This window comes from Stackebrandtia nassauensis DSM 44728 (assembly GCF_000024545.1).
Taxonomy (GTDB): Bacteria; Actinomycetota; Actinomycetes; order Mycobacteriales; family Micromonosporaceae; genus Stackebrandtia; species Stackebrandtia nassauensis.
This window is the reverse complement of the sequence record NC_013947.1, coordinates 4651093-4677770: the sequence shown is the minus strand read 5'-3', so window position 1 is coordinate 4677770 and position 26678 is coordinate 4651093. Positions and strand designations below refer to the sequence as shown.

Annotated in this window: 25 protein-coding genes and 1 pseudogene; 19 read left to right on the top strand and 7 right to left on the bottom strand. The window is 68.9% G+C overall.

The features are described from left to right. Window positions 1-13 precede the first annotated feature (13 nt). The 4 genes from gcvT to SNAS_RS21620 all read left to right on the top strand — a co-directional run bounded on the left by gcvT (window position 14) and on the right by SNAS_RS21620 (window position 4247). On the top strand, window positions 14-1123 hold the full coding sequence (gene gcvT, locus SNAS_RS21635) for a glycine cleavage system aminomethyltransferase GcvT (protein WP_013019605.1): 1110 nt from the start codon (window positions 14-16) through the stop codon (window positions 1121-1123). Window positions 1124-1195: 72 nt separating this feature from the next. Continuing rightward, complete coding sequence (locus SNAS_RS21630) at window positions 1196-3289, top strand: ATP-dependent DNA helicase UvrD2 (protein ID WP_013019604.1); 2094 nt, start codon at window positions 1196-1198, stop codon at window positions 3287-3289. Window positions 3290-3436: 147 nt separating this feature from the next. Next, window positions 3437-3760 (top strand): hypothetical protein, encoded by a 324-nt coding sequence (locus SNAS_RS21625; protein ID WP_013019603.1) that lies wholly within the window; start codon window positions 3437-3439, stop codon window positions 3758-3760. A 139-nt stretch (window positions 3761-3899) separates the two neighbouring features. Beyond that, window positions 3900-4247, top strand: a complete 348-nt coding sequence (locus SNAS_RS21620) for a WhiB family transcriptional regulator (protein ID WP_052305307.1) — start codon at window positions 3900-3902, stop codon at window positions 4245-4247. Window positions 4248-4547: 300 nt separating this feature from the next. Here SNAS_RS21620 and SNAS_RS21610 read toward each other — a convergent pair whose 3' ends face one another. Next, the gene (locus SNAS_RS21610) at window positions 4548-5885 is read right to left on the bottom strand and encodes an ABC1 kinase family protein (RefSeq protein ID WP_041625101.1); all 1338 of its coding nucleotides are present in this window, start codon (window positions 5883-5885) and stop codon (window positions 4548-4550) included. Between the two features lie 153 nt (window positions 5886-6038). Here SNAS_RS21610 and SNAS_RS35910 point away from each other — a divergent pair, with 153 nt between their 5' ends. Beyond that, the gene (locus SNAS_RS35910) at window positions 6039-6194 is read left to right on the top strand and encodes a DUF5679 domain-containing protein (RefSeq protein WP_013019599.1); all 156 of its coding nucleotides are present in this window, start codon (window positions 6039-6041) and stop codon (window positions 6192-6194) included. A 135-nt stretch (window positions 6195-6329) separates the two neighbouring features. Continuing rightward, entirely contained in the window at window positions 6330-6866 is a 537-nt protein-coding gene (locus SNAS_RS21605) for a M48 metallopeptidase family protein (RefSeq protein ID WP_013019598.1), read from the top strand. A gap of 107 nt (window positions 6867-6973) precedes the next feature. On the opposite strand, the gene SNAS_RS21595 is transcribed toward SNAS_RS21605, so the two are convergent. Beyond that, a complete protein-coding gene (locus tag SNAS_RS21595; protein ID WP_013019597.1) occupies window positions 6974-8218 on the bottom strand; it encodes a zinc-dependent metalloprotease in 1245 nt (414 codons plus the stop codon). A 126-nt stretch (window positions 8219-8344) separates the two neighbouring features. Here SNAS_RS21595 and SNAS_RS21590 point away from each other — a divergent pair, with 126 nt between their 5' ends. The 5 genes from SNAS_RS21590 (at window position 8345) to SNAS_RS21575 (ending at window position 14837) form a co-directional block, all read left to right on the top strand. Then, window positions 8345-9427, top strand: a complete 1083-nt coding sequence (locus tag SNAS_RS21590; RefSeq protein ID WP_083787192.1) for a YlbL family protein — start codon at window positions 8345-8347, stop codon at window positions 9425-9427. A gap of 99 nt (window positions 9428-9526) precedes the next feature. Beyond that, window positions 9527-12505 (top strand): UPF0182 family membrane protein, encoded by a 2979-nt coding sequence (locus SNAS_RS21585; RefSeq protein WP_013019595.1) that lies wholly within the window; start codon window positions 9527-9529, stop codon window positions 12503-12505. Between the two features lie 6 nt (window positions 12506-12511). Then, window positions 12512-12676: a hypothetical protein gene (locus SNAS_RS35905; RefSeq protein ID WP_169313914.1), complete on the top strand. Its 165-nt coding sequence runs from the start codon at window positions 12512-12514 to the stop codon at window positions 12674-12676. Window positions 12677-12791: 115 nt separating this feature from the next. After that, window positions 12792-13688 (top strand): glycerophosphodiester phosphodiesterase family protein, encoded by an 897-nt coding sequence (locus SNAS_RS21580; protein ID WP_013019593.1) that lies wholly within the window; start codon window positions 12792-12794, stop codon window positions 13686-13688. Window positions 13689-13805: 117 nt separating this feature from the next. Continuing rightward, window positions 13806-14837 carry a PQQ-dependent sugar dehydrogenase gene (locus tag SNAS_RS21575; RefSeq protein ID WP_013019592.1) on the top strand — a complete coding sequence of 344 codons (1032 nt, stop codon included), beginning with the start codon at window positions 13806-13808 and terminating at the stop codon, window positions 14835-14837. A 98-nt stretch (window positions 14838-14935) separates the two neighbouring features. Here SNAS_RS21575 and SNAS_RS21570 read toward each other — a convergent pair whose 3' ends face one another. Continuing rightward, window positions 14936-15769, bottom strand: a complete 834-nt coding sequence (locus SNAS_RS21570) for a siderophore-interacting protein (protein ID WP_013019591.1) — start codon at window positions 15767-15769, stop codon at window positions 14936-14938. 217 nt (window positions 15770-15986) lie between these two features. Here SNAS_RS21570 and SNAS_RS21565 point away from each other — a divergent pair, with 217 nt between their 5' ends. The 5 genes and pseudogenes from SNAS_RS21565 to SNAS_RS21550 all read left to right on the top strand — a co-directional run bounded on the left by SNAS_RS21565 (window position 15987) and on the right by SNAS_RS21550 (window position 19515). Then, window positions 15987-16574 carry a cysteine hydrolase family protein gene (locus tag SNAS_RS21565; RefSeq protein ID WP_041626639.1) on the top strand — a complete coding sequence of 196 codons (588 nt, stop codon included), beginning with the start codon at window positions 15987-15989 and terminating at the stop codon, window positions 16572-16574. Window positions 16575-16586: 12 nt separating this feature from the next. Beyond that, window positions 16587-17510: a GlxA family transcriptional regulator gene (locus SNAS_RS21560; protein WP_013019589.1), complete on the top strand. Its 924-nt coding sequence runs from the start codon at window positions 16587-16589 to the stop codon at window positions 17508-17510. 51 nt (window positions 17511-17561) lie between these two features. Next, window positions 17562-17927, top strand: a pseudogene (locus SNAS_RS37735) (VOC family protein); the annotation flags it as partial. Between the two features lie 27 nt (window positions 17928-17954). Next, window positions 17955-18569 carry a phosphoribosyltransferase family protein gene (locus SNAS_RS37730; protein WP_169313913.1) on the top strand — a complete coding sequence of 205 codons (615 nt, stop codon included), beginning with the start codon at window positions 17955-17957 and terminating at the stop codon, window positions 18567-18569. Window positions 18570-18591: 22 nt separating this feature from the next. Next, a complete protein-coding gene (locus tag SNAS_RS21550) occupies window positions 18592-19515 on the top strand; it encodes a carbohydrate kinase family protein (RefSeq protein ID WP_013019587.1) in 924 nt (307 codons plus the stop codon). A 44-nt stretch (window positions 19516-19559) separates the two neighbouring features. Here SNAS_RS21550 and SNAS_RS21545 read toward each other — a convergent pair whose 3' ends face one another. Next, window positions 19560-20375, bottom strand: a complete 816-nt coding sequence (locus tag SNAS_RS21545) for a DUF3097 domain-containing protein (RefSeq protein WP_013019586.1) — start codon at window positions 20373-20375, stop codon at window positions 19560-19562. 45 nt (window positions 20376-20420) lie between these two features. On the opposite strand from SNAS_RS21545, the gene SNAS_RS21540 reads away from it, so the two are divergent. Continuing rightward, on the top strand, window positions 20421-21218 hold the full coding sequence (locus SNAS_RS21540; RefSeq protein WP_013019585.1) for an alpha/beta hydrolase: 798 nt from the start codon (window positions 20421-20423) through the stop codon (window positions 21216-21218). On the opposite strand, the gene SNAS_RS21535 is transcribed toward SNAS_RS21540, so the two are convergent. Next, window positions 21215-22684 carry a metallophosphoesterase family protein gene (locus SNAS_RS21535; RefSeq protein ID WP_013019584.1) on the bottom strand — a complete coding sequence of 490 codons (1470 nt, stop codon included), beginning with the start codon at window positions 22682-22684 and terminating at the stop codon, window positions 21215-21217. The genes SNAS_RS21540 and SNAS_RS21535 overlap by 4 nt on opposite strands. Before the next feature lie 128 nt (window positions 22685-22812). Next, the gene (locus SNAS_RS21530) at window positions 22813-23958 is read right to left on the bottom strand and encodes a PQQ-dependent sugar dehydrogenase (protein ID WP_013019583.1); all 1146 of its coding nucleotides are present in this window, start codon (window positions 23956-23958) and stop codon (window positions 22813-22815) included. Window positions 23959-24035: 77 nt separating this feature from the next. Here SNAS_RS21530 and SNAS_RS21525 point away from each other — a divergent pair, with 77 nt between their 5' ends. Next, complete coding sequence (locus tag SNAS_RS21525; RefSeq protein ID WP_013019582.1) at window positions 24036-24953, top strand: 2-hydroxyacid dehydrogenase; 918 nt, start codon at window positions 24036-24038, stop codon at window positions 24951-24953. On the opposite strand, the gene SNAS_RS21520 is transcribed toward SNAS_RS21525, so the two are convergent. Next, window positions 24947-25435, bottom strand: coding sequence for a PH domain-containing protein (locus SNAS_RS21520; RefSeq protein ID WP_013019581.1), 489 nt, complete (start codon window positions 25433-25435; stop codon window positions 24947-24949). The genes SNAS_RS21525 and SNAS_RS21520 overlap by 7 nt on opposite strands. 139 nt (window positions 25436-25574) lie before the next feature. On the opposite strand from SNAS_RS21520, the gene SNAS_RS21515 reads away from it, so the two are divergent. Then, window positions 25575-26675, top strand: coding sequence for a WD40/YVTN/BNR-like repeat-containing protein (locus SNAS_RS21515; RefSeq protein WP_013019580.1), 1101 nt, complete (start codon window positions 25575-25577; stop codon window positions 26673-26675). Window positions 26676-26678 lie beyond the last annotated feature (3 nt).

Here is a 26678-nt window from a genome sequence, read left to right as displayed (position 1 = left end):
ATAGGTTTCGCACATGACATCGACGTCTGAATCACTGCGGTCGCCGTTGCACGCCCGTCATGAGGCCGCGGGCGCCAAGTTCGCGGAGTTCGGCGGCTGGGACATGCCGCTGGAGTACTCCGGCGGCGGCGTGGTCGCTGAGCACACCGCGGTGCGCGAACAGGTCGGTGTGTTCGACGTCTCACACCTGGGCAAAGTGGACATCACCGGCCCCGGGGCGGCCGACTTCGTCAACTCCTGTCTCAGCAACGACCTGGGCAAGATCAGCCCCGGCAAGGCACAGTACACATTGTGCTGTGACCCCGCAGGTGGCGTCGTCGACGACATGATCGCCTACCTGTACGGCCCCGACCGGGTGTTCCTGGTCCCCAACGCCGCCAACAACGCCGAGGTGGCCGCCCGGCTGGCCGCCGCCGCGCCCGAGGGCGTCACCGTGACCAACCAGCACACCGACTACGCGGTGCTGGCCGTCCAGGGCCCCAAGTCGACCGAGGTCCTCAAGGCGCTGGGCCTGCCGACCGAGCACTCCTACATGTCCTTCGACGAGGGCCACGTGGGCGGGGCGACGGTCATCGTGTGCCGCACCGGCTACACCGGCGAACACGGCTACGAACTGGTCATCCCCGCCGCCGCGGCCGTCGCCGCCTGGGACGAGATCCTCACCGCCGGAGTCGCCTACGACATCCGGCCCGCCGGACTGGGCGCCCGCGACACGCTGCGCACCGAGATGGGCTACCCGCTGCACGGCCACGAACTGTCGCTCGACATCACCCCGGTCCAGGCCCGCGCGGGCTGGGCCGTCGGCTGGAAGAAGGACGCCTTCTGGGGCAAGGAGCCGCTGGCGGCGGAGAAGGCCGCCGGACCGGCGCGGCGGCTGTGGGGCCTGGAGGCCACCGGCCGCGGCATCCCGCGCGCCGACATGAACGTCCTGTCCGGAGAGACCGTCGTGGGCGTGACCACCAGTGGGACCTTCTCGCCGACGAAGAAGGTCGGCATCGCGCTGGCGCTGCTGGACACCGCCGCCGAACTCGCCGAGGGCGCCGAGCTCGAGGTGGACGTGCGGGGGCGGCGACTTCCGGTCAAAGTCGTGAAGCCGCCATTCGTCGACCCGTCCGTCAAGTAGCGACCAGCACATCGTTGGCTCGACGCCGCCTGGCGTGTTCGACGTCGTACGGCGGTGAGAGCATGGTTGACCGTGACGACCGAACGCCTCCGTGAAGTCCTGTCCGGACTGGACGACGAACAGGCCGCCGCGGTGTCCGCCGACGCCGGTCCCGTGTGCATCCTGGCCGGAGCCGGAACCGGCAAGACCCGCGCCGTCACCCACCGGATCGCCTACCGGGTGCGGCGAGGCGACCTGCGCGGACAACACGTCCTGGCCGTCACCTTCACCGCCCGCGCCGCCGGGGAACTGCGGGACCGGCTGCGCGACCTCGGGGTCACCGGCGTCAACGCCCGCACCTTCCACGCCGCCGCGCTGCGGCAGCTGCGCTACTTCGGGCCCCGGCTGTTCGGCGGCGAACTGCCCGAGCTGCTCGACTCGACCTGGAAGTTCGTGTCCATCGCCGCCGCCCGCGCCGGGATCACCCGGATGGACAAGACCAAGAACCGCGACCTCGCCAGCGAACTGGACTGGGCGCAGGCCTGCCTCATCACCCCCGACGAGTACCCCGCCGCCATCGCCAAGGCCGACCGGATCCCGCCCATGGACGCCTCCGACGTCGCCAAGGCCTACGCCGCCTACCTGGAGGCCAAGAAGCGCGCCAAGGTGATGGACTTCGCCGACCTGTTGGGCCACACCGCCACCGCGCTGGAGGAGAACCCCGACATCGCCGAACAGATCCGGTCGCAGTACCGGCTGTTCGTCGTCGACGAGTATCAGGACGTCAACCCGTTGCAGCAGCGGCTGCTGGACGCGTGGCTGGGCGAGCGCGACGACCTGACCGTCGTCGGTGACGCCAGCCAGACCATCTACACCTTCAACGGGGCCACCTCGCGGTACCTCGTGAACTTCACCCGCCGGTTCCCCGAGGCCCACGTGGTGCGGCTGGTGCGCGACTACCGCTCCACCCCGCAGGTGGTGGCGCTGGCCAACGACGTCATCGCCGCGGCGGGCGGCGGCGAGTCGAAGCTGCGGCTGCAACTCATCGGCCAGCGCGCCGACGGGCCCAAACCGTCCTTCGACACCTACCCCGACGAGGCTGCCGAGGCCGCCGCCGTGGCCGACCGCTGCGCCCGGCTGATCGGCCAGGGCGTGCCCGCCAGCGAGATCGCGGTGCTGTACCGCACCAACGCCCAGTCCGAGGCCTACGAGTCGGCCCTGGACGACGTCGGCGTGCCCACCGTGGTGGCCGGGGCGGAACGGTTCTTCCAACGCGCCGAGATCCGCTCGGCGATCGTGGCGCTGCGGCAGGCCACCCACACCGACGACGGCTCGCTGCCGTTGCCGTTGACCGTCGCCACCGCCATGGACGCCATCGGCTGGCGCGCCGACGCGCCGCCCACCGGCGGCGCCGCCCGGGAACGGCACGAGGCGGTGGCCGCGCTGGTGCGGCTGGCCGAAGACCACGCCGAGCTGAGCCTGGGCGAATTCGTCGAGGAACTGGGCCGCCGCGCCGCCGCCCAGCACGCGCCGTCCATGGAGGGCGTCACGCTGGCCTCGCTGCACTCCGCCAAGGGCCTGGAGTGGGACGCGGTGTTCCTGGTGGGGCTGGCCGAGGGCACGCTGCCCACCTCCCGCGCCCGCACCCGGGCGCAGCAGGAGGAGGAGCGGCGGCTTCTGTACGTCGGCATCACCCGGGCCCGGCGACAACTGTTCCTGTCCTACGGCCTGTCGCGCGCCAGCGGCGGCCGTCCCCGCGAGGCCAGTTCGTTCCTGGCCGGACTGGGTTTCGCCGGACCGGTCGGCGGGCCCGCGCCCAAACCGAAGACCAAGAAGAAACGCTCCTCGTCCCGGTCGATATGCCGGGTATGCGGGGCCACATTGTCCGACGGCCGCTCCCGCAAACTCGGCCGCTGCGAGGGCTGTCCCTCGAATATGGACGAAGAGCTGTTCGAACGCTTGCGACAGTGGCGAAAGGAGACCGCGACCCGCGCCGGTGTCCCGGCCTATGTCGTGTTCACGGACGTGACGCTGACGGCGATCGCCGAGCGGTGTCCGAAGTCCGACAGCGAGCTGGTGTCGATCGCCGGGATCGGAGCGCGTAAGCTGGAAGAGTACGGAGCGGCGGTACTGGCCCTTGTGGCCGGTGAAGAGCCACAGGGACCCACCGAAGATACGGCTGAATAGCCGGTGCCGGATCAACTGAATGGACAGCTTCCAAGATTTTTTGGAAAAGCCCAAATAATCAGTTGCGGATCCCCCGAGGCCGGGCATAGCCTGGCAACCGCCGTCGGAGTGACGGGTTTCGGACCACGAGATGAGGAGGTGAGCGCAGTGAAGATCAACAAGAACTGGTATCGCGGAGAAGCGAGCTTCCAGCCCATCGCTGTGTCCACATTCCGTAGTCGCGGTATGGCCGGATCCGCCTTCGCCGTCGTTTCGCGGGTGGCCAATGCCTGCCCCGCCAACGCAATGCACCAGGGGACCAGTCTGTCCACAGCCGAGCGCATCGTTCTGCTGGGCCACGACTCCGTCCAGACCACCACCGCCAACACCGCTCTCAAGTCGCGCACGGACAAGCCCGCGGGCATCGTTCAGCGCGACGGCATGGGGGCCCCGCGCGGGATTCCGCCTCGAAGTAAACCGAAATGGGCATAACTGCCCACCGGCTCACTTCGAGGCCGCGGAACCCGTCACCGGGATCCGCGGCCTCTTTCTATTACCCGAGAAATTCCCGATGACCCACTACCCGAGAAATCAGATGACGATCACGACCGAAAGAGAGGTGACCGAGGTGATGACCCTCGGCCCGGGTCTGCGCGAGCAGGCCATCAACAAAGGCAGGGACCTCGCCTGCCGCGAGTACGACGCGGACCTGTGGTTCGCCGACACCCCGACCGAGCTGGAGTTCGCCAAGAGCCTTTGCGCGGACTGCCCGGTGAAGGTCGAGTGCCTGGCCGGAGCCATGGACCGTCAGGAGCCCTGGGGTGTCTGGGGCGGCGAGATCTTCGAGGCCGGTGCCATCGTGGCGCGCAAGCGGCCCCGGGGACGTCCGCGTAAGGACGCCGCCGAGCAGGAGGCCGCCGCGCAGGCCGCGCTGGCCGAGCGCACCAAGGACGTCATGGCGACGTTGGAGGCTGCCTGAGATGTACCGCCCCAACGAACCCCACGGCGTCGCGACGACGACCGTCCCCACCGCTCGAAAACGGAATCGACTGTTCGGGTCCTTCACCAGACCCGCCATCAAGACTGGAGTCAAGAAGTTGGAACTCATGAATGAAGCCCTGGCCAGGGTCCGAATGCGCGAAATATGGCGCCCGGAGCACCGGCACAGGCGAAGGTACGCGGACGTCCTGCGCGACGTCAAGCGTCGTCGGCACGACTACCGGTAGTCACCGGCGAGCCTGATATCTCCAAAGCCCCCGTCCGAATCGGACGGGGGCTTTCACTTGGCGGACTTGGGCTTCTTCGACGGCTCGGCGAATCCCGGCAGCCACTGCTCCAGGATGGACCGCCAGCTGGCGCGGGCCCTCAACTGGCACAGCACCCCGATGGAGCCCAGCGTCACCCGGTGGATCAGCAGGTACGACGGCGGCAGGTTGAGCTGCTTGCCCATCGCGTAGGCCTCGCTCTTGGGATTGGCCAGCCGGGTGGCCTCGGCCCGCAACCAGGACCGGCTGAACTGGAAGTCGTCGGTGGCGATCGGGTCCAGCATCGGCAGCAGGTACTCCAGTACCGCGTCGGCGTCGATGTCGGCGTCTTCGGGAATGAAGCCCTCGGCGCGCAGCCCCTCCAGCACCTGCTCTGCCTCACCGGCCAGCGCGAGGCGAACCAGCGGGCCGATCGGCGCGGGCAGGCCCTGCGGCAGCCGGGCCACGGCGCCGAAGTCCAGCACCACGAGTCGGCCGTCGTCGGTCATGCGGAAATTGCCCGGGTGCGGGTCGGCGTGCAGCAGCCCGGCCCGCTCAGGGCCGGAGAAGTGCAGCGTGGACAGCCGGTGCCCGGCCAGGTCGCGCTCCTCCTGGGTGCCCGAGGCGATGACCTGCGACAGCGGCGTGCCCTCGGCCCATTCGGTGATGATGACCCGCCTGGCTCCGGCGACCACGTCGGGGACGAAGATCTCCGGGTCGTCGGCGTAGGCCTTGGCGAAGGCCCGCTGCGCCTCGGCCTCCAGGTTGTAGTCGAGTTCCTCGACGACGCGCTCGCGCAGCTCGGCGATGAGCGGTTTGATGTCGAGGCCGGGCTGCAGGATCCGAAACAGCGAGGCGAACCGGCCCAGCTGTTTGAGGTCCGACACCAGCGCGTCGCCCGCGCCCGGGTACTGGACCTTGACAGCGACCTCGCGGCCGTCGCCCCACACTGCCTTGTGCACCTGGCCGATGCTGGCCGCGGCGGCGGGGGAGTCGTCGAACTCGGTGAAACTGTCGCGCCAGTCGTCGCCCAGCTCGGCGGCCAGCACCTTGTGGACGCTGGCGGCGGGCAGCGGCGGGGCCGCGTCCTGCAGTTTGGTCAGCGCGGCCCGGTACGGGGACGCCAGGTGGTCGGGAAGCGCCGCCTCGAACACCGACAGCGCCTGGCCGAGCTTCATCGCCCCGCCCTTGAGCTGGCCCAACACGCTGAAAAGCTGCTCGGCGGTGCGCTGCTGCACCTTCTCGCTGATGACGGATTCGGCGAAGCCGGTCATCTTCTTGCCGATGCCCCACGCCGCCCGTCCCGCGAAACCCAGCGGGAGGGAAGCCAATTTGGCGGTGCGTGCCACCGGGCCGCGCGGAATGTCGCTCACGGCTCCCATCGTGCCACGAGCGGGGGACCCAGGCCTGAGCCGTGCCTGAGAATACCGGCGCCAAACGGCGTGGCCACAGCCTGCGAGCCTGAATTCATGGCATCCTGCCCCTAGCGTGGGCTAGCGACCACGCCTGATCACAAGGGGGCCACCATGGCGAAGACATACAACGGGTACTGCGTCAAATGCCGGGAGAAACGGGATTTCCAGGGGAACGTGGAGGAGACCGCGACGGGGCGGCGGATGGCCAAAGGCACCTGCCCGGTCTGCGGAACCAAGATGAACCGCATTCTCGGCAAGAACGACTAAGCGGCTGAATCTCCCCGTCGATGTCTCAATGAGTGGGATATCGACGGGGATTTTTAGGGATATATCGGGGCGAATCGGGACAGCTTCCCGAATCGCGGACTGTACGTAGTGGCGTCGGATGGATAGCGTACGACCATGGCCCGGAAAGCTAGCCCCCCGGTCGAAGTGCGGCGCAGCACGCGCCGGCGGCGCACGGTGTCGGCCTACCGAGACGGGGAACGTGTCGTCGTGCTGATACCCGACCAGTTCACTCGGGACGAGGAAGCCGAGTGGGTCGATCGCATGCTCGGCAGACTCCGTGCCCGTGACAAACGGGCAGGCAAAGGCGGTGATGCCGCCCTCAAGGCGCGGGCCCAGAAGTTGGCCCGCCGTTATTACCCCGACTTTCCGGCCGCAGCGCGGCCGGTAAGTGTGCGGTGGGTCGACAACCAGGAGAGCCGCTGGGGCTCGTGCACGCCCGAGGACGGGACCATCCGGCTGTCGTCGCGCCTGGCTCGCATGCCCGACTGGGTGGTCGACTACGTGTTGCTCCACGAGCTGGCCCACCTGATCGTGCCGCGTCACGGCCGTGACTTCTGGGCGCTGGTGCAGCGATACCCGAAGACCGAACGCGCCCGGGGCTACCTGGAGGGCATCGCCGACGCCAGCCTCGCGGCCGCCAAGTCAGTCTGAGCCCCCCGCCGCGGCGGCAGCCGAGCATCATCGGCCGAGCCGAGCCGAGCCGAGCCGAGCCGAGCCGAGCCGAGCCGAGCCGAGCCGAGCCGAGCCGAGCCGAGCCGTCAGGACGGGTTCTTGCCCTGGTCGCCGTCGGAGTCGTCGTCCTCGCGTGGAGGTTTCGGGTCGTTGACGGCCAGTTGGTCGAAGATCGACATGTCGAGGTCGCCCAGGCCGGGTTCGCGGGCCGCGAAGGCGTCGGGGTCGTCCAGGTCCTCGGGGCTGGGCATCAGGTCCGGGTGGGACCACACGGCGTCGCGGCCGTCCACGCCCCGCTCCTCGGTCAGCTTCTCCCACAGCGCCGTGGCCTCGCGCAGCTTCTTGGGGCTGAGCTTCATGCCCACCAGTGCCTCGAAGGTGCGTTCGGCGGGACCGCCGGTCGCCCGACGGCGACGGGCCGACTCGGTCAGCTTGGACAGCGAGGGCAGCCGGTCACCGGCGGCCTGCGCCGCCACGTGTGACACCCAGCCGCCCACCAGCGCGAGCATGTGCTCCAGCCGGGCCACCGCGGCCTGCTGCTGCGGAGTGTCCGAAGTGCGCAGCAGTTCGCCGAGGTCGACGTTGCGCATCGCCTCCTGGTCGGAGAAGTCCAGATCGCCGGTCAGCGACTCGATCGCGGAGGTGTCGATGTGGATGCCGCGCGAGTACGCCTCGACGCCGCCCAGGATGTGGGCCCGCAGCCACGGCACGTGCCCGTACAGGCGGTGGTGCGCCGTCTCGCGCAGCGACACGTACAGCCGGACCTCGTCGATGTCGATGTCCTCCAGGCCCTCGGCGTACTCGGCGAGGTTCGCCGGGATCAGCGCCGCGGTACCCGCGGGCCCCAGCGGCAGCCCGACCTCGGTCGAGGTCATCACCTGAGTGGACAGCGAAGCCATCGCCTGTCCCAACTGGGCCCCGAACAGCGTCGAACCCAGGCCCTTCATCAGACTCGACATCGGGCCCAGCATCGCCCGCATGTCCTCGGGAACCAGCTCCTGCAGCGCGTCGGCCATGTGGGCCGCCAGCGGCTCGGCCAGCTCCTTCCAGGTGTCGACGGTGTGCGCGATCCAGTCCTTGCGGGTCCACGCCACGGTCGTGGACGTGCCCGAGGGCAGCGTGGTGGCGTTCTCCAGCCACAGGTCTGCCAGTCGCAGGCTCTCGTCCCCGGCCGTGCGCGACCGGGAGTCGACCATCGGGTCCTCGCCCACCTGCTGATTCGCCAGCTGCCGGGCCAGGTCCCAGTTGACCGGCCCGGAGGACTGCTGCGACATCATGTGCTGCAGTTGGGCCATCATCTGTTGAACACGCGGATCGTTGGGATCGGGCATTCCCTCGGGAAAGCCGCCGAAGCCAAATGGGTTATCCGGACTCACCAGTCCACCGTACGCCAAGGAACTGAACGTCACCTGAAAGGCGAGGATCAACGGCTACGCCCACAGCGTAAGCTTCTGCGGATGCGGCATTCCGTTATGAGACGGCGCGGGCTGACGGTGCTCATAGGCGCGATCCTGGTGTCCGTCATGACCTGGCAGGCGCTGTCGATGCGAGTGGCCTATGTGGGTCTGGGCCCCGGCCCCACCTACGACGCGCTGGCCGAGTACACGTTCAAGGACGACGACGGCAAGAAGAAGACCGTCGAGCTGATCAGCGCCGACGAGAAGTACTCGTCCAAGTCGAAGGGCCAGCTGCGACTGGTGACGGTGCGCATCCACGACGACATCGAGCTGGCGCGGGCGCTGTACTACTGGCTGTCGGACGACTACGCCGTCGTGCCCCGGGAGTTGCAGTTCCCCGAGGACAAGAGCGACGAGGAGATCGCCGCCGAGCAGGAGGAGATGTGGGAGAACTCGCAGGCCGCCGCCGAGACCGCGGCGCTGCGCGAGTTGGGAGAAGAGGTCGAGGTCACCGTCACCAAGGTCGACTCCGACTCCCCCTCCAAGGGTGACCTGAAACGCGACGACGTCATCACCGCCGTAGACGGTGAGGAGGTCACCTCGCAGGAGCGGCTGGCCGAGCTGCTGGCCGCCGCCGCGGCCAAGGCACCGGGCGAGGCCGTGAAGCTGACGGTCGACCGCGACGGCAAGGACAAGAAGGTGAAGGTCACACCCGAGGAGAACTCGCAGGGCGTGGCCATCCTGCCCGGCGTCGACGTGGAGCCGAAGCAGAAGGACCCCTATGGACTGAAGGTCACCGCCGAGGGACTCAACGTCGGCGGACCGTCGGCGGGCCTGATCTTCGCGCTGGCCATGGTGGACCGGGTCTCCAAGGAGGACCTCACCGGCGGCGCCGACATCATCGGCACCGGTGAGATCGACGAGGACGGCAACGTCGGCGCCATCGGCGGCATCGCGCAGAAGGTGGTGGCGGCCTCGCAGCAGGGTGCGAAGGTCTTCCTGACACCGGCCGACAACTGCGCCGCCGCCAAGGCCAACGTCCCGGATGGATTGAAACTGATCAAAGTGAGCACCCTGGACGGTGCTCTCAAGGAGCTCGAGACCCTGCGCGAGGGTGGCGAACCGACCACCTGCTTAACTTGACGAGTGCCGGTGACCGGGTCTGCCGGGCAGGAGGCGTCCCTCAGTCACCGTCCACCCATGACTTTTTCGTGAACATCCGCGTCTCGCAAGGGAGTCGTTGTGACGACTTGGAACCCGAAGTCCGTACCGCGCATCAACCGGCGGGGTCGCTACGTGCTCGGCGGCCTGGTGGCCGTCATCGCGTTGCTGACCGTCGGTGGCTGGCTCACCGGTCTGTACACCTCTTATCTGTGGTACGACTCGGTCGGCTACACCGGGGTGTTCTCGACCCTGGTGTGGACCCGGGTACTGATGTTCTCCGTGTTCGGCGTCGCGCTGGCGCTGTGGACCGCGGCCAACCTGTGGGTGGCCTACCGGTTCCGGCCGGACGCGGTGCCGCACACCCCCGAGCAGCAGAGCATGGAGCGGTACCGCAACGCCATCGCCGCCAAGGTCGGCTGGGTGATCGGCGGCCTGGGCGCCCTGGTGGGCGTGTTCGCCGGGATCTCGGCGCAGGGCCGCTGGCAGGAATGGCTGCTGTTCTTCAACTCGCAGAAGTTCGGCGTCACCGACCCCGAATTCGATGTGGACGCCGGGTTCTACGTGTTCGAGCTGCCGTTCTGGCGTTACCTGGTGGGTGTGGGCTTCACCATGGTCGTCATCGGCATCATCGCCGCGCTGGGCGCCCACTACCTGTACGGCGCGGTGCGGCTGTCGGGCCGCGGCGAGCGGGTCACCCCCGCCGCGCGCTGGCACCTGTCCATCCTGGTGGGCCTGTTCGTGCTGCTCAAGGCCGTGGCCTACTACCTCGACCGCTACGGACTGACTCTTGAGGACAGTGCCTCGGTCGGCGTCACCGGCGGTGGCTACACCGAGATGACGGCGCTGCTGCCCGCCAAGAACATCCTGATCCTGGTGTCGGTGCTGGCCGCGATCACCGTCGTGGTGTTCTCCAACTACTACGCCCGCTCACTGGTCATCCCGGGCACCGCGCTGGGTCTGGTGCTGGTGTCGGCGATCGCGCTGGGCGGGGTCTACCCGTACTTCGTCAACGAGTTCTCGGTGACGCCCAACGTGCCCGCCAAGGAGGGCGAGTACGTCTCGCGCACCATCGAGGGCACCCGCTACGCCTACGGCATGGCCGATCTGAAGACCGAGCCGTACAAGGCGACCGGCAACGCCGATCCCAACCAGATGAACGACGACCCGGGAACCGTCGACAGCACCCGGGTGATGGACCCGGCGATCATCTCCGACTCGTTCACGCAGAAGCAGCGCGCCAAGGGTTTCCAGGCGTTCAACGAGAAACTGGACGTCGACGTCTACGACAACCCCGGCGACGACGGCGGGTTCCAGGACTACGTCACCGGTGTGCGCGAGTACGACCCCGACAAGCTCACCGACAAGCAGAAGGACAACTGGGCCGTCCGCCACACCGTCTACACGCACGGGTACGGACTGGTCACCGCGCCCAGCAACAAGGTGTGCGGCAACGGCCCCGAGTTCACCTCGGGCTCGCTGCTCAACCCGGAGGACGCCGCCGCGGAGGACGACCAGGACTGCCGGGCCACGGCCAAGGAGGAAGAGGAGATCTTCGGGGTCAAGCAGCCGAGGGTCTACTTCGGTGAGCTCAACGACGACTACGCGATCGTCGGCGCCCCCAAGGGCAGCAAGGCCCTGGAGTACGACCGTCCCGCCGGTGGCACCACCACCGACGAGAACACCGAGACCGACGACAAGGAACAGAAGGGCGACGACAACTCGATCTACGTCACCTACGACGGCAAGGGCGGCGTGGCGATGAACTCGTTCTGGCGCAAGGCCGCCTACGCCTGGGACATGGGCGAGATCAAGTTCGTCACCTCCGACGTGTTCAACGACAACTCGCGGCTGCTGTACGACCGCACGCCGCGCGAGCGGGTGCAGAAGGTGGCGCCGTTCCTGACCGTCGACGGCGATCCCTACCCGACGGTCGTGGACGGCAAGATCAAGTGGGTGCTGGACGCTTACACCACTTCGGACTCGTTCCCGTACTCGCAGCGGCTGAACCTCCAGGACGCCACCACCGACAGCTACACCGGCGAGGGCGCGTCCCGGCAGTCCAACAAGGACGTCAACTACATGCGCAACTCGGTCAAGGCCACCGTGGACGCCTATTCGGGCGAGGTGGAACTGTACGAGTTCGGCGAGAAGGACCCGCTGCTGAAGGTGTGGGACGCCGCGTTCGGCGACATCGTCAAGTCGGAGTCCAAGATGCCCGACGACCTGCGCAAGCACCTGCGGTACCCGGTGGACCAGTTCAAGGTGCAGCAGGAACTGTTGCAGCGCTACCACGTCACCGACCCGACCGACTTCATCAACGGCAACCAGGCGTGGGAGACCCCCAAGGACCCGACCGGCACCGACGACAAGCTGCCGCCGTACTTCGTCAAGGCGCAGTACCCCGACCAGAAGTCGCCGCAGTTCCAGCTGACGTCGACGTTCTCGCCGCAGTCGAGTGAGAACGTGTTGCAGGCGTTGGTCAGTGGCCGCTACGACGAGAAGCAGCGACCGGTGCTGACCATCTACGAGGTGGGCGGTTCCGATATCGAGTCGACCCGGCAGATCCACCAGAGCATCACCCAGGACGAACGGGTCGCCGAACGGTTGAAGAACTACGAGCAGGCGAACTCCAATGTGCAGTGGGGCAACCTGCTGTCGCTGCCGGTGGGCGACGGCGTCATGTACGTCGAACCGATGTACCTGCAGAAACAGGCGTCCGGTTCGGGTGTCGCGCTGCCGGAGCTGCAGAACGTCGCGGTGTCCTACGGCGGTGAGATCGGGTTCGCCAAGACCTTCGAGGGCGCCGTCGAGGACGTCATCGCCCAGTACACCGGCGACACCGACGCGGGTGACGACGACGCCGGGGACGACAAACCCGACGACGAGGGCGGAACCGGCGAGGTGCCCAAGGACGTCCAGGAGGCCCTGGACGCGATCGACGAGGCGCTGGCCGACCTGGACAAGGCCATGAAGGACGGCGACCTCACCGCGCAGGGCAAGGCGCTGGAGAAGCTCGACAAGGCGATGGAGCAGTACGACAAGGCCAAGAAGGGCTGATCAACCATGTCGACCGTGGGTGCCGTCAGGCCGTGGATGCTGGTGGCGTTGTGCTGCGCCGTCGTGGTCATCGCGGTGGTGGTGCTGGTCGTCGTCCTGGTCACCAGGAAGAAGGACCAGCAGCCACCGCCGCCGCCCGGCGGCTGGAGCGGACCGGCACCGCCGGGTTAATGACTGACACCACCGGGTTAACTTTCGGCGAGCATTTGGGGCAGGCGGGCACAAAAGCCCCTTCCCTGCCTTAGCGTGAGCCTGTCAGGACGATTCCTCATAGGAAGTCGGACGGATGGGCAGACGAAGCAAACCGTTGATCGTCGCGATTGTCGCGACCCTGATGGTGGCGGGAAGCACCCCGGCCACGGCCATCGCGGTCGAGCCGGATCCCGTGACCGCCGCACCGCCGAAGGCCGGAGTCGACGCCGCGCCCGGCCTGGCCGCCGAGCCCGCGACCGTGACGGTGGCGCACCGGGCCGCGGCCGGGAAGGCGCCCGAGCAGACCCACGCGGCGATGACCCGGGCGGTGGACCTGCGGCCCGAGCACATCGAGATCGACGTCCAGTTGTCCAAGGACGACGTCCCGGTCATCGTGCACGACCGGACCTTCGCCCGCACCACCGACGTCGAGTCGGTGTTCCCGGGCCGCGAGCACGATCCGATCGGTTCGTTCACCTACCGCGAGATCCGGCGGCTGGACGCGGGCAGCTGGTTCGGCAAGAAGTTCGCCGGACAGCGGATTCCCCGGCTGTCGGCGGTGGTGGACCACCTGGACGGCACCGGTGTCGGGCTGTTCCTGGAACTGAAGAACCCCAACGACTCGCCCGGCCTGGAACGCGTCGTCGACAAGGTCATCGACGCCGACTACCGCTGGCGGGGCGTGCCGATGACGTTCCTGTCCTTCGACGCCGACAGCCTGCACCGGATGGCGAAGCTGCGTTCCACGGACCGGCTTTTGTGGCTGAGCCCGGACGTGCCCTCCACCTCGACGCTGCGCCAGGTCGCCGGTTGGGCCGACGAGCTGGGCGCCGACTACCGCCGTCTCACCAAGCAGGACGTCGGCCGGGTGCACAGGGCCGGGCTGCGGCTGGCGGTCTACACGGTCAACACCCGCTCGGCGCAGTCGTGGGTGCTGTCCATTCGCGCCGATAGTCTCATCACGGACTATCCGGAGTGGGTCAAGTCCTGAGCGAAAGCATTGCCGGGCAGGGGATCTGGCTCCATAACTGGCGCACATGAGACATTGACCTCACTCTTCGGAATCGATAGATTCGCACCGATCTATTGACTTCGGAAGGGGTCTTACATGAAACGGCCATGGATAGCCGTCAGTATCGTCACCGCCTTGGTCGGCGCGGGGGTGGCGGGTGTGGCAAGCGCCGACACCGAAACCGCCGAGGCGGGCTTCGACTTCGGCAACGGCGAGACCGTCGCCGAGGGCCTGGAACTGCCCTGGGGCATGGACTTCCTGCCCGACGGCAGCGCGCTGTTCGCGCAGCGCGACACCGCCGAGATCAAGCAGGTCAAGCCCGGCGGCGAGGCCGAGGTGGTGGCGACCCTCGACGAGGTGCAGCCCAACGGCGAGGGCGGGCTGCTCGGCCTGGCGGTCTCACCCACCTACGACGAGGACAAGTTCGTCTACGTCTACTACACCACCGGCGAGGACAACCGCGTCGCCCGACTGACCTTGGACAACCCGGCACCCGAGGTCATCATCGACGGCATCCCGCGCGCCTCCATCCACAACGGAGGGCGGCTGGAGTTCGGGCCCGACGGCAAGCTGTACGCCACCACCGGCGACGCGTCCAATGGCGACAACTCGCAGGACCCGGAGAACCTGGGCGGCAAGATCCTGCGCGTCAACCCCGACGGCAGCGTCCCCGACGACAACCCGACCAAGGGTTCACCGGTGTACACGCTGGGGCACCGCAACGTCCAGGGCATCGCCTGGACCAAGGAGGGCCAGGCCTTCGCCAGCGAGCTGGGGCAGAACACCTGGGACGAGGTCAACAAGATCGAGGCCGGTAAGAACTACGGCTGGCCCGAGGTGGAGGGCGAGGGCGGCGAACCGGAGTACGTCGACCCGATCGTCACCTGGGCGACCTCCGAGGCCTCGCCCAGCGGCGCCGAGATCGTCGGCGACACCATGTTCGTGGCCGCGCTGCGCGGCGAGCGGCTGTGGCTGGTTCCGCACGGCGGCGGCGACCCGACCGCGGTGCTGGAAGGCGAGGTGGGACGGATCCGTACCGTCGAACTGGGCCCGGACGGCTATCTGTGGATCGCCACCGCGAACGGCTCCGACGACAAGATCCTCCGGTTCCCCCCGGAACAAGTCTGAGTGAAACCCCTTGGGGCGGCAGGCCCCGGCACGGTCGGCCGCCCCAAGGAGACTTTCAAGTCTATTGACTAAAATCGATATAGGTCAATCCCTACCGCTCAGTTTTTAGCGGCGGCCTGCTGGGCTTTCCACTCTCTGAAACTCTCCTCGGTGTTTCCCTGCCGCCAGTAGCCCGATATGGACAGCCAGTCGCGATGGACCTGGCGGTCGCGCAGCAGATACGGCCGGATCCGTTTCATGACGACCTCGGCCTCACCGTGGACGAAGAAGTGGCCCTGTCCGGGCGGGAACTCCCAGTCGAAGACGGCCCCGGCCAGCTGGGCGCGCGGGTCGCCGTTCTCGGCCTCGCAGCGGTACAGCCAGGTGATGTCGACCTCGGCGTGGGTGTCGAACTTCTGCTGCTCGTCGGGATTGTCGACCTGCACGATGACCTTCACCGAGGCACCGGCGGGCATGCGCTCCAGCGCCGAGCCGATCGCGGGGATCGCGGACTCGTCGCCGACCAGCAGGTGCCAGTCCGCGTCGGGGGAGGGGGAGTACTTGCCGCCCGGGCCCACCAGCCGCAGCACGTCGCCGGGTTTGGCCGCCGCCGCCCAGGGGCCGGCGATGCCCTCGTCGCCGTGGTAGACGAAGTCGATGACCAGCTCGCCCAGGCCCGCCGAGAAGGAGCGCACGGTGTAGGTGCGCCGGATCGGCCACTGGGACCGGGGCAGGTCCTTCTGCACCGAGTCCAGGCAGAACGGCTCCGGGTACGTCACGCCCTTGGGCGGGAACAGCAGCTTGACGTAGTGGTCGGCGTCGTTGTTGTCCCGGAAGTCGGCGATGCCGTCGCCACCGAGCACCACGCGGATCATGTGGGGGGTCCGCCATTCGGTGCGCAGCACCGTCAGTTCGACTACCCCACGGGAAGCGCGGGCTGGCTCTTGCGTCATGTCCACCGACCTTAGGAAGCTGACTATGGTTAGGCAACCCTAACACCATAACCCTGTGGCGCATGTCATTGTTATCGCAGGTCAGAGCTTACGGCGTGTCGCGACCTGGTTGCGCGAAACGCAGGGACCTTCGACCCCTTTTTCGCGACCGGATCGGTCCGGTACCCGGCCGGTTCGGGTCTGGCGGCTGGCCACACGGCGGGAAATGCTGGCCCACATGACAAACAAAGCCCTCATCGTCATCGACGTCCAGGAATCCTTCCGGCAGCGGCCCAACTGGGTCGCCAGCTCCAATCCCGACATCGTCGGCTCGGTCAACCGGCTCGTCGACCACGCCCGCTCCCGCGGCGACAAGGTCGTGTGGATGCTGCACACCGAACCCGGCAGCGGCAACGTCTTCGACCCGGCGCTGGGCCACGTGCGGCTGATGGACGGCCTCGAACCCGCCGACGGCGAACCCGTGCTGCCCAAGACCTCGGTCAACTCGTTCACGACCACCTCGCTGGCGCAACTGCTGACCACCTGGGGCGTATCGGAACTGACGATCTGCGGCATCCGCACCGACCAGTGCTGCGAGACCACCACCCGCATCGCCGCCGACCTCGGCTACCAGGTGACCTTCGTCACCGACGCCACCGCGACCACCCCGATCCCGCACCCCGACGCCTACGAGTGGGACATCGACGACGTCCTCGCCGACCCGCGCACCCTGTCCACGAAGGACATCATCGACCGGGTCGAGCGCACGCTGGCCGGGCGCGGCTTCGCGACCGTTTCCACGATCGACGAGGTCACGGCGCGCTAGGCTGACCGGATCATGCCCCGGATCGTCTTCGTACTGGTGCCGCGACTGCACCTGCTGGACCTGGCCGGACCGGCACAGGTGTTCTCCACCGCCGCCGATCTCGGCCACGGCTGGCGGCTGCACTATGTCGCGGAGCACACCGAGATCCACACGGCGCAGGGCGTACCCGTGCGCGCCGAACTGGACTGGCCGAGCCTGGGGCCCGCCGATCTGGTGATGGTGCCGGGCTGGCGGTCACCGCCGCTGACCGACGGTCCGGCGGTGACCGAGGCGACCGCTGAGCGGCTGCGCGAGCACCACCGGCGCGGCGGCACCATCGCCAGCGTCTGCTCCGGCGCCTACGTGCTCGGCCAGGCGGGGCTGCTGGACGGCAGGCGCTGCACCACCCACCACGCGCTGCAGGACGATCTGGCCAAACGGTTCCGGCGCGCCGAGGTGGTGCGCGACGTCCTGTGGGTCGAGGACGCCCGCGTGGTGACCTCGGCGGGCATCGCCAGCGGCATCGACCTGGCGCTGCACCTGATCGCGGTGCGGCACGGCCCCGCCGTCGCCGCCCGCGTCGCCCGGCAGCTGGTGGTGTTCGCGCGCCGCAACGGCGACGCGGCCCAGGAGAGCGTCATGCTGCGGCACCGCTCGCACCTGTCCGATGTGGTGCACCGGGTGCAGGACCTCATCGACGAGCGGTACTCGCAGAACCTGCGGCTGGAGGACCTGGCCGCCTACGGCGGCGTCAGCACCCGCACCCTCACCCGGTCGTTCGCCGAGGCGACCGGCCTGACCCCGTTGCGGTACCAGCAGTCGCTGCGCACCGAACGGGCCACGCACCTCATCGCGAGCGGGTCCTCGGTGGAGTCGGCGGCCCGGCAGGTAGGGTTCGCCGACGCCAGGATGCTGCGGCGGCTGCGATCCCGGCTGGAGGCGGCGAAAACCGCTTGACGCGTACCGATCCAGCCGCCACGGTGAATCGTCCGCCGACGTGAGGAAGCCATGAACGTGACCATCGAGAACGTCGCCTTCGACTGCGCCGACGCGTATCGGCTGGCGAGCTTCTGGAGCCGGGTGACCGGACGTCCGCTGCACGCCGACGACGCGCCCGGCGACCCGGTGGCGGTCATCCTGGGCGATCCGAACTGGCCGACCCTGTACTTCCAGCAGGTCCCCGAACCCAAGACCGTGAAGAACCGGGTCCACGTCTGCCTGTGCCCCGACGGGCCCCGCGACACCGAGATCGAACGGGTACTCGCCTTGGGCGCCACCATGTTCGCCGACCTGCGCCAACCCGACGGCAGCGGCCACGTCGTGCTGACCGACCCGGAGGGCAACGAGTTCTGCCTGCTGCGCAGCCGCGCCGAACTGCCGAGCGGCCACATCCGGCTGTCGGTGCACCGGACGGGGACCGCGACGCACGGCTCGCCGATAGTCGAGGCGGACGCTTCGGCTTCCGCGACGGCCGAGGGCCCGGACTCGGCGACGATCGTCGCCGACGCGGCGGCCGCGTTGACGTCCCGGCTGACCTGGCGCGGCGGCGGCACCGACCTGTGGCCGCTGTTGTCCGACCCCGCCGCCACCGACGCCGTCGCCCGGGGTCTGGCCGCGCCGTTCGTCGGCCGGACCGACGTCGTACTGGGCCCCGACCCCGGCGGCGTCCTGTTCGGACCGTTGGTGGCCCGCATCCTCGGCGTGCCGTTCGCACCCGTGTGCCGCGACCGCGACTTCTTCTTCCAGGGTGCGCACGAACACGTCAGCGACGGGTACTTGTACGTCCACCGCGCCGCGCTGCCCGACGGGGCGCGGGCGCTGCTGGTCGACGACTGGTCCGAGTCCGGCTCGACCGTCACCGGCGTCGCCGAACTCGTCGCCGCCACCGGCGCCACCCTGTCGGCCGTGTCGTTCCTCGTCGACAGCCTGCCCGAAGCGGCCCGCAAAACGCTGAGCGACAAGGACATCGCGGTCGCCAGCCTCGTGGCCGCCACCGACCTGGACTCCGGGGCGTGAGGCGCTACGCGCGGGCCGCGCGATGACCATCGACGTCCTGGTCGTGGCCGGGACCGGCATCGACACCACCGTGACCGTCGACGCGCTGCCGGTGTCGCTGTCCGACTCCGTCGGGGTGCCGCCGATCCGGGACTGGGTGGCGCACACCGGAAACGGGTACGCGCTCGGCCTGCACACCCTGGGGTTGGCGACCACGTTCATCGACATGATCGGCGACGACCCGCAGGCCGAGCTGATCACCGCCGCATATCGGCGCCACGGCCTGCACTTCGACCACCGTGTCAGCCCGGCCGGAACCCCGCGCGCGGTCAACCTCGTCGACGCCACCGGCCGTCGCCAGTCGTTCTTCGACGGACGGCATCCCGCTGAGTTGCGGATGCCCGAGGACCTCTACCAGCCGTATCTGGACCGGGCGCGGCACGTCCATATGTCCATCATGAACATCAACCGCGACATGTACGACGCCAGCGGCGCGTCCTCGTCGACGGACCTGCACGACTGGGACGGACACAACCCACACCACGAGCACTACGCGCTGCGCTCCGAGCTGGTGTTCCTGTCGGCCGCCGCGCTGGGCGACCGCCGCGACGCGGTGATGCGCCGCATCCTCACCGACGGCCGGGCGCACACCGTCGTGGCCACCGACGGCGGCAACGGCTGCTTCGTGGCCCGGGAAGCGACGCCGGTGACGCACTTCCCGGCGATCCGACCCGACCGCGACCTCGCGGGGCTCGACGGATGGCAAGGGTGGTCGAGTGTGGACTCCAACGGGGCGGGCGACGCCTTCGGCTCCGGCTTCCTGAGCCACCACCTGGCGGGCGCCCCGCTGGAAGAGTGCGTCACCGCCGGGATGGTCGCGGGCGCGTTCGCGTGCCGCAGCGCCGGAACCCACACCGAGTTCATCGACGCGGGCACGTTGCGCCGCGCGTGCGACGCGTTGCGTTAGCCGACAGCCGTCGCGGCGACGCTCCAGGCCGGTTGCGTTGAGGCTCAGTCGGTCCCGGGTTCGGTGACGAAGTCGATGAGCTCCTCCACCCGGCCCAGCAGCTCCGGTTCCAGGTCGGCGTAACTGTCGACCGCGCCGAGGATCCGCCGCCACGCTTCCGGCGGCGACAGCCGCCAGCCCAGCGCGGCGATCACGCCCTCCTTCCACGGCACCCCGCGCGGCACGTCCGGCCAGGCCTCGAACCCCAGCCGGGCCGGTTTTACCGCCTGCCAGATGTCCACGAACGGGTGCCCGACGACGAGAACGTGCGGCGAGGTGATCTGTTCGGCGATGCGGGACTCCTTGGAACCGGCGACCAGATGGTCGACCAGCACCCCTAGCCGCCGCCCCGGTTCGGGGCCGAACTCCGCCACGATGGCGGGCAGGTCGTCGACGCCCTCCAGGTACTCCACCACGACGCCCTCGACCCGCAGGTCGTGGCCCCAGATCCGTTCCACCAGGGCCGCGTCGTGGACGCCCTCGACGTAGATGCGGCTCTGTTTGGCGACCTTGGCGCGCAGGCCCTCCACCCGGGTGGAACCCGAGGCGCTGCGCCGGGGCCCCGCCGCTCCGGGCGCCGGGCGCACCAGCGTCACCGGCTTGCCGTCGATGAGGAACCCGGCCGGGTCGAGCCGGAACTCGCGGTGCTTGCCGTTGCGGTCCTCAAGGGTCACCGAGGTCTTGCCGCACGCCACCACCGCGCCGCAGAAACCCGAGGCCGGGTCCTCCGCCACCAGGCCCGGCACGGCCTCGATCCGCGGCACCGTCCCCTTCTTGGGGTGCCGCCAGTCTCCAGACAGGACGTTGTCGCCGTATCGCATCCCGACAGTCTCTCAGGCGGTCCAAGCGCCACTAGACTGCCTCGGATGACGACGGAATGGGAATTCGACGGCAGTACCGGAAAGATCACGGCCCGCACCTGGCCGGTCGAGGCACCCCGCTACCTGGCGGTGCTGGTCCACGGCTACGGAGAGCACATCGGACGTTACGAGTACGTCGCGGCGACCCTCAACCGGCACGGTGCCACCGTGTACGGCCTCGACCACATGGGGCACGGCAAATCCGAGGGCGAACGCGTCCTCATCGACGACTACGAGGCCGTGGTCGCCGACGTCCACCACGTCGTTCAACGCGCCCGCGCCGATCGCCCCGGCCTGCCGCTGGTACTCATCGGACACTCGATGGGCGGCATGATCGCGGCCCGCTACGCGCAGCACCACGGCGCCGAGCTGGCGGCGCTGGTGCTGTCGGGGCCGGTCATCGGCAGCTGGGAACAGGTGACGTCCATGTTGGAGATGCCCGAGATCCCGTTCGTGCCCATCAACGTGGCCACGCTGTCGCGCGACCCCGAGATCGGCCGGATCTACGCCGAGGACCCGCTGGTGTGGCACGGCCCCTTCAAACGCGAACTCATCGCCGCCCTGGACCGGTGCCTCAAGGCCATCAACGCCGGTCCGAAACTGGGGTCGCTGCCGACGCTGTGGGTGCACGGCGCCGCCGACGAACTGGTGCCGCTGGAACCCAGTCGCGCGGGCGTGGAGACGATCCGGGGCGAGAACTTCACCGAACGCGTCTACGGCGAGGCCCGGCACGAGGTCTTCAACGAGACCAACAAGGACGAGGTCCTCGGCGACGTCACCGCTTTCATCGACCGGGTGCTCTAGTCACCCTCGGGGTCGCCGGAGGCGCCGTCCTCGACCTCGTCGGGATTGGGCACCAGGTCGGTGTTGTCGTCGGGCATCCCCTTGGAGAAGATGCGCCGCTGCAACGACACCTGGGTCTCGCCGGTGCCGCCCACCGCGATGTCGTCCACGGCCTTCAACCGGGCGTCGGACTTGTCGAAGTACAGCACCGACAGCGTCAGCGGGTGCGGGTTGTCCTTGTCGATGCCCGACAGTCCGGCGCCGCCGGTCGAACCCTGCACCATCTGCACCGTGTCGTCGTCCAGTTTCGACACCAGCCGCTGGTGCTTGTGCCCGGCCAGCACCACCGGCACCTCCTCGGCCAGCGGACCGGCGCACACCGGGTCGTGCACCATCGCCAGGTCGGCGCCGCCGGACTCGGCGATGGTGTCGCGCAGGTCGTTGCCGGAGTCCAGCAGCACCTGCTCCTCCCGGATGTCGCTGGGCGCGCTGGTGGCGTCGGGGGCATAGCGGGGGTCGCCGATCCCGGCGATCCGCAGCCCCGCGATCTCGACGACCTCGTCGTCCACGACGGTCGCGTTCTTCTGCTTGGCCACCTCCTTGGTGACCTTCGTCGAGTCGTGGTTGCCTCTGATGTAGACGTACGGGGTGTCGAGACGCTTGATGCCCTTGGTGTACACCGCCGCCTCCTGGGTGGAACCCCAGTCGGTGATGTCGCCGGTGTCCAGGACCGCGTTGGCCGAGAACTGTTTGGCCACCGAGTCGATGACGTTCCACGCCGAGGGGTTGAGGTGCAGGTCGGACACGTGCAGCACCCGGATCGTGTCCTTGTCCTCCACGAAGGACGGCAGCGTGCGGCCCAGCGTGTAGAACTGCGACAGGTTGACGATCATGCCCTCCAGCTGGGAGCGGTACTTCTCGTAGCTGTCGGCCACCTGCTGGGCACCGCCGACGAAGGCCGGGGCGTTGACCAGCAGCCCCTCGTAGCGCGGTTCGGCCACCGATTCGGGGCGCATCGACCCGGCCGATATCCCCAGCGCGGTGGCGGTCAGCACCAGCGACAGCGAACCGCAGATGGCCGCGCGCCGCATCGTCCGAAACGCCAGGCCGCCCAGGATCAGCCCGGCCAGCGTGGCGCCGCCCAGGCCCGACAGTCCGGCGTTGGTGAAGCCCGCCCGCACGTCGGCGGGGACCTCCTGGCCCACCATCCGGATTTCCTTGGGATTGTCGATGAGCCGTTCGGTGCGGAACTCGTCCAGCGAGTCGATGCGCACCGTCATCTTGATCGGGCCGCTGTGACTGTTGAAGATCAGCGAACCCAGCGGCGGCAGTTCCACTTCGGACTCGCCGTCGGTGGCCGGTTCCATCGACATGGTGGTGTGGAACGGCCCGATGTCGGCCGTCGCGGTCCCCAGGAACCGCACCCCCAGCCCGGCCGCGAACAGCGCGATGGCCGTGAAGACGATCGCCTTGCCGGTGCGGCGCACCGAGGTGTTGCGCGTGAACCGTCTGCCCAGGCCCCAGCAGCGACGACCAGCGGTGAAACACCACCGTCCGACTCGCCGGAGCCATGTCGCCGCCGAGTCGCGTATCGCCTCAAACCGGGTGTCGATGCCTAGGTCATCCCTTCCGCCGATCCGCCCGCGATGATCCGGACGATCTTGTCGTCGCCGTCGCGTGGTTCGCCTTCATCGTCCCTGTTGGACGTACTGATCCACAAGCTACCATCGGGCGCCGGGGCCACCGCCCGCAAGCGACCCAACTCGCCGGACAGCGACTCGGTCGGCTTGCCAACAACGGTACCCTTCTCGGTGAACTCCACTGTCCACAGTCTCTGGCCGCGCAGGCACGCGGTGAGCAGCACCTTGTCGGCGAACGACGCCCCCGAGCAGGTCGCCTCGGCCGGTTTCCAGGTCGCGACCGGGCTGACGTAGGAGTCGTCGGAGGTCTTGCCCTCGGCCTTGGGCCAGCCGTAGTTGTCCCCGGCCTTGATCTTGTTGATCTCGTCGGCCTTGTTGTCGCCCATGTCGGTGGCGAACAGCTGCTCGCCGGAGTTCCAGGTCAGGCCCTCGGAGTTGTGGAATCCGTAGGCGTACACCAGCGAGGAACCGAAGGGATTGTCCTTGGGGGCCTTGCCCTTGGCGTTCATCCGCAGGATCTTCCCGGCCAGCGAGTCCTTGTCCTGCGCGGACTTCGGCTTGTCGGCGTCGCCGGTGCTGGCGTACAGGTACCCGTCGGGACCGAAGGCCAGCTGGCCGCCGTTGTACTTGTCGCCCCGGGGAATGCCGGTCACGATCGGATCCGGTTCGCCGCCGGGTTTGAGCTTCGCGATCCGGTTGTCCTTCGCCGTGGAGTAGTAGACGAAGACCGTCTCGTCCTTCTTGTAGTCCGGGGACGCGGCGATGCCCAGCAGCCCGCCCTGCCCGCTGGCGTCGATCTGGTCGAGGGTCTGCACCTCGTCGACGGCGTGCTTGCCGTCCTTCTTCTCGGGCGGCTTGATGGACAGGATCCGGCCGGAGTCGCGTTCGGTGATCAGCGCCGACTTGTCCGGCAGGAAGGTCATGCCCCACGGCACTTCCAGCTTGTCGGCGATCACCTCCGACATCACCGAGGCGTCGGGTTTCTCCCCGGACTCCGACGGCGAGGCCAGCTCCGGCGGTTCCCCGGTCTCGTCCGGTGGGGGATCACCGAAGGAGCAGGCCGTCGCGCCGAACAGGACGACGAGCCCGGCGGCGAGCGCGCGGATGCCACGAGAAGTCACCCGGCCAGGGTAACCGCCGAGCCTGGCGGCCGATCGGGCCCGTGCGGGCGGGTGGCCGCCGACTAACCTCGTCCGGCATGAAGGTCTGGATCCCGCACGAACACGGTCGCGCCGCCATGGAACCGATCCCCGACGGCGTTGAGCTGGAGGTCTACGACGGCGACGGCGACTTCCCGTCCTCGCCGTCGGACGTGGAGTTCTGGGTGCCGCCGTTCATGTCCAAACGGGTGTCCAGCGCCCGCCTCGACCTGATGCCGGGCCTGAAGGTGATCCAGCTGCTGTCGGCGGGCGCGGACGCCTGGATCGCCGGGGTCGGCGAATCGGTGACGCTGTGCGACGCGATGGGCGTGCACACCGCGGCCACCTCGGAGTGGGCGGTGTCGGCGATGCTGGCCTCGCTGCGCGGCTTCGACCGCTACGCCCGCAACCAGTCCCGACGACTGTGGCAACCGGTGCCCACCGACACCCTCGAGGGCAAACGGGTGCTGATCGTGGGCGCCGGGGACATCGGCGCCGCGATCGCGACCAGGGTCGAAGCGTTCGGCGCGCGGCCGGTCATGGTGGCGCGGCGGGCCCGGACCGGGGTGCACGCCGTGGCCGAACTGCCACAACTGCTGCCGGACGCCGACATCGTGGTGCTGATCGTCCCGCTGACCGAGGCCACTCGGGGCATGGTGGACGCGACGTTCCTGGCGGCGATGCCCGACGGCGCGATGCTGGTCAACGCCGCCCGCGGCCCGGTCGTGGACACCGCCGCGCTCACCGAGGAGGTGCGCGGCGGCAGGCTGCGGGCCGCGCTGGACGTCACCGACCCGGAGCCACTGCCCGAGGACCACCCTTTGTGGACTTTGGAGAACGTGCTCATCACGCCGCACGTCGGCGGCGCGGCGGCGGTGCCCGGGTTCCTCGACAAGGGTTACGCCCTGGTGGGGCGGCAGCTGCGCCGCTACGCGGCGGGGGAGGGGCTCGACAACGTCGTCAGCGAGGGTTACTGAGCCTCGTCGCGGCTGACGGCCTCGGCTGGTGGTTCGGCCTCGTCGTCCGGTTCGTCGGCGTCGTCGGTCTCGACGAGTTCGCCGCCGCTGGCCACGATGAGCCGGGGGATGTCGGTGGCGCGCACCGCCGGGAGCGGGACGCGCCGCTCGTCGGTCAGCAGCGCGTAGACGGTGCGGCCGCGCAGGTCGAAACCGTCGATCGCCGACCAGCGGTAGCTGCGCGAGCCCACCAGCGCCTTGACGGTGAGGCCCTCGGCGGTGATGTCGACGCCCGAGCGCAGGGACCACAACGCGATCAGCAGCGGGACCAGCACCGCGACCACCGCGACCGGGGCCAGCAGGATCCGGGCCATGCCGTCGAGTTCGGCGAACACCGAACCGGAGAACGGGAAGACGAACACCAGCATCACGACCGCGCCGATCCACACCGCGCCACTGCGTCGAAACCGCAGGCGGGTGGGTTTGGCGTTGATGACGGTCATGACCTGAATGCTGTCATAACCGCTCGGCCGGGCGTCGCTGGCCCAAAGGACGTTCGAACTCAGGAAGAAATGGTTCTAATGTCGTACCGTCAGGGGATGCTGTGATGGACATCTCCAACCTCGACGAGAGGAAGAAACCATGAGTTACCTCATGGCCATCGGTACCAAGAAAGGGCTGTTCACCGCGACCAGCGACGACCGGGTCAACTGGGACGTCACGGGGCCGCACCGGCTGGGTGGGGACGCCAGCACGGTGCAGACCGGGGTCTACGCCATCGGCATCGACACCCGTCGCGACACCCCGCGCCTGTTCGTGGGCGCCGACAGCTCGCATTTCGGTCCCAGCGTCTGGCATTCCGACGACGCCGGGGCGACCTGGAGCGAACCGGCCGACGCGCCGCCGATCGCGTTGCCGGAGGACACCGACACCGCCTTCGCGCGGGCCTGGCAGTTCGGGTTCGGGCCCGAACCCGACGTCGTGTTCGCCTCGGGGGAACCGCACAGCCTGTTCAAGTCCACCGACGGTGGCGTGACCTTCGAGCTCAACCGGGGACTGTGGGACCATCCACACCGGACCGAATGGTTCCCGGGCTTCGGCGGCGCGGCGATCCACACGATCATGCCGCACCCGACCGACCCGGCGAAGATGTCGGTGGCGATGTCCACCGGCGGCTTCTACCAGACCGAGGACGGCGGCGCGTCCTGGAACCCGACCTGCCAGGGCATCCGCGCCGACTTCTTCCCGGAGCCGTACCCGGAGTTCGGGCAGTGCGTCCACAAGGCGGTGCGCGCCGCGGGCGACCCGTCCCGGTTCTACCTGCAGAACCACGGCGGGGTCTACCGCAGTGACGACGGCGGCCACAAGTGGAACTCCATCGCGGAGGGGCTGCCGTGCGACTTCGGCTTCGCGATGGTCGCCCACCCGCACCGCACCGACTCGGTGCTGAGCTTCCCGGTGCACGCCGACGCCAACCGGTTCCTGCCGGACAACCGGCTCCAGGTGCACCGCAGCGACGACGGGGGCTCGACCTGGCGCGAGGTCAGCCAGGGGCTGCCCACCGAGCCGTACTTCGGCATCGTGCTGCGCGACGCGGCGGCCACCGACGCCGCCGAGGTGCCCGGCTACTACTTCGGCACCCGCTGCGGCGACGTCTTCGTCTCCACGGAGGACTCCGAGAACTGGGTCCAGGCCGCCTCGCACCTGCCGGACGTGCTGTGCGTGCGCGCCGCCCGGATGTGAACC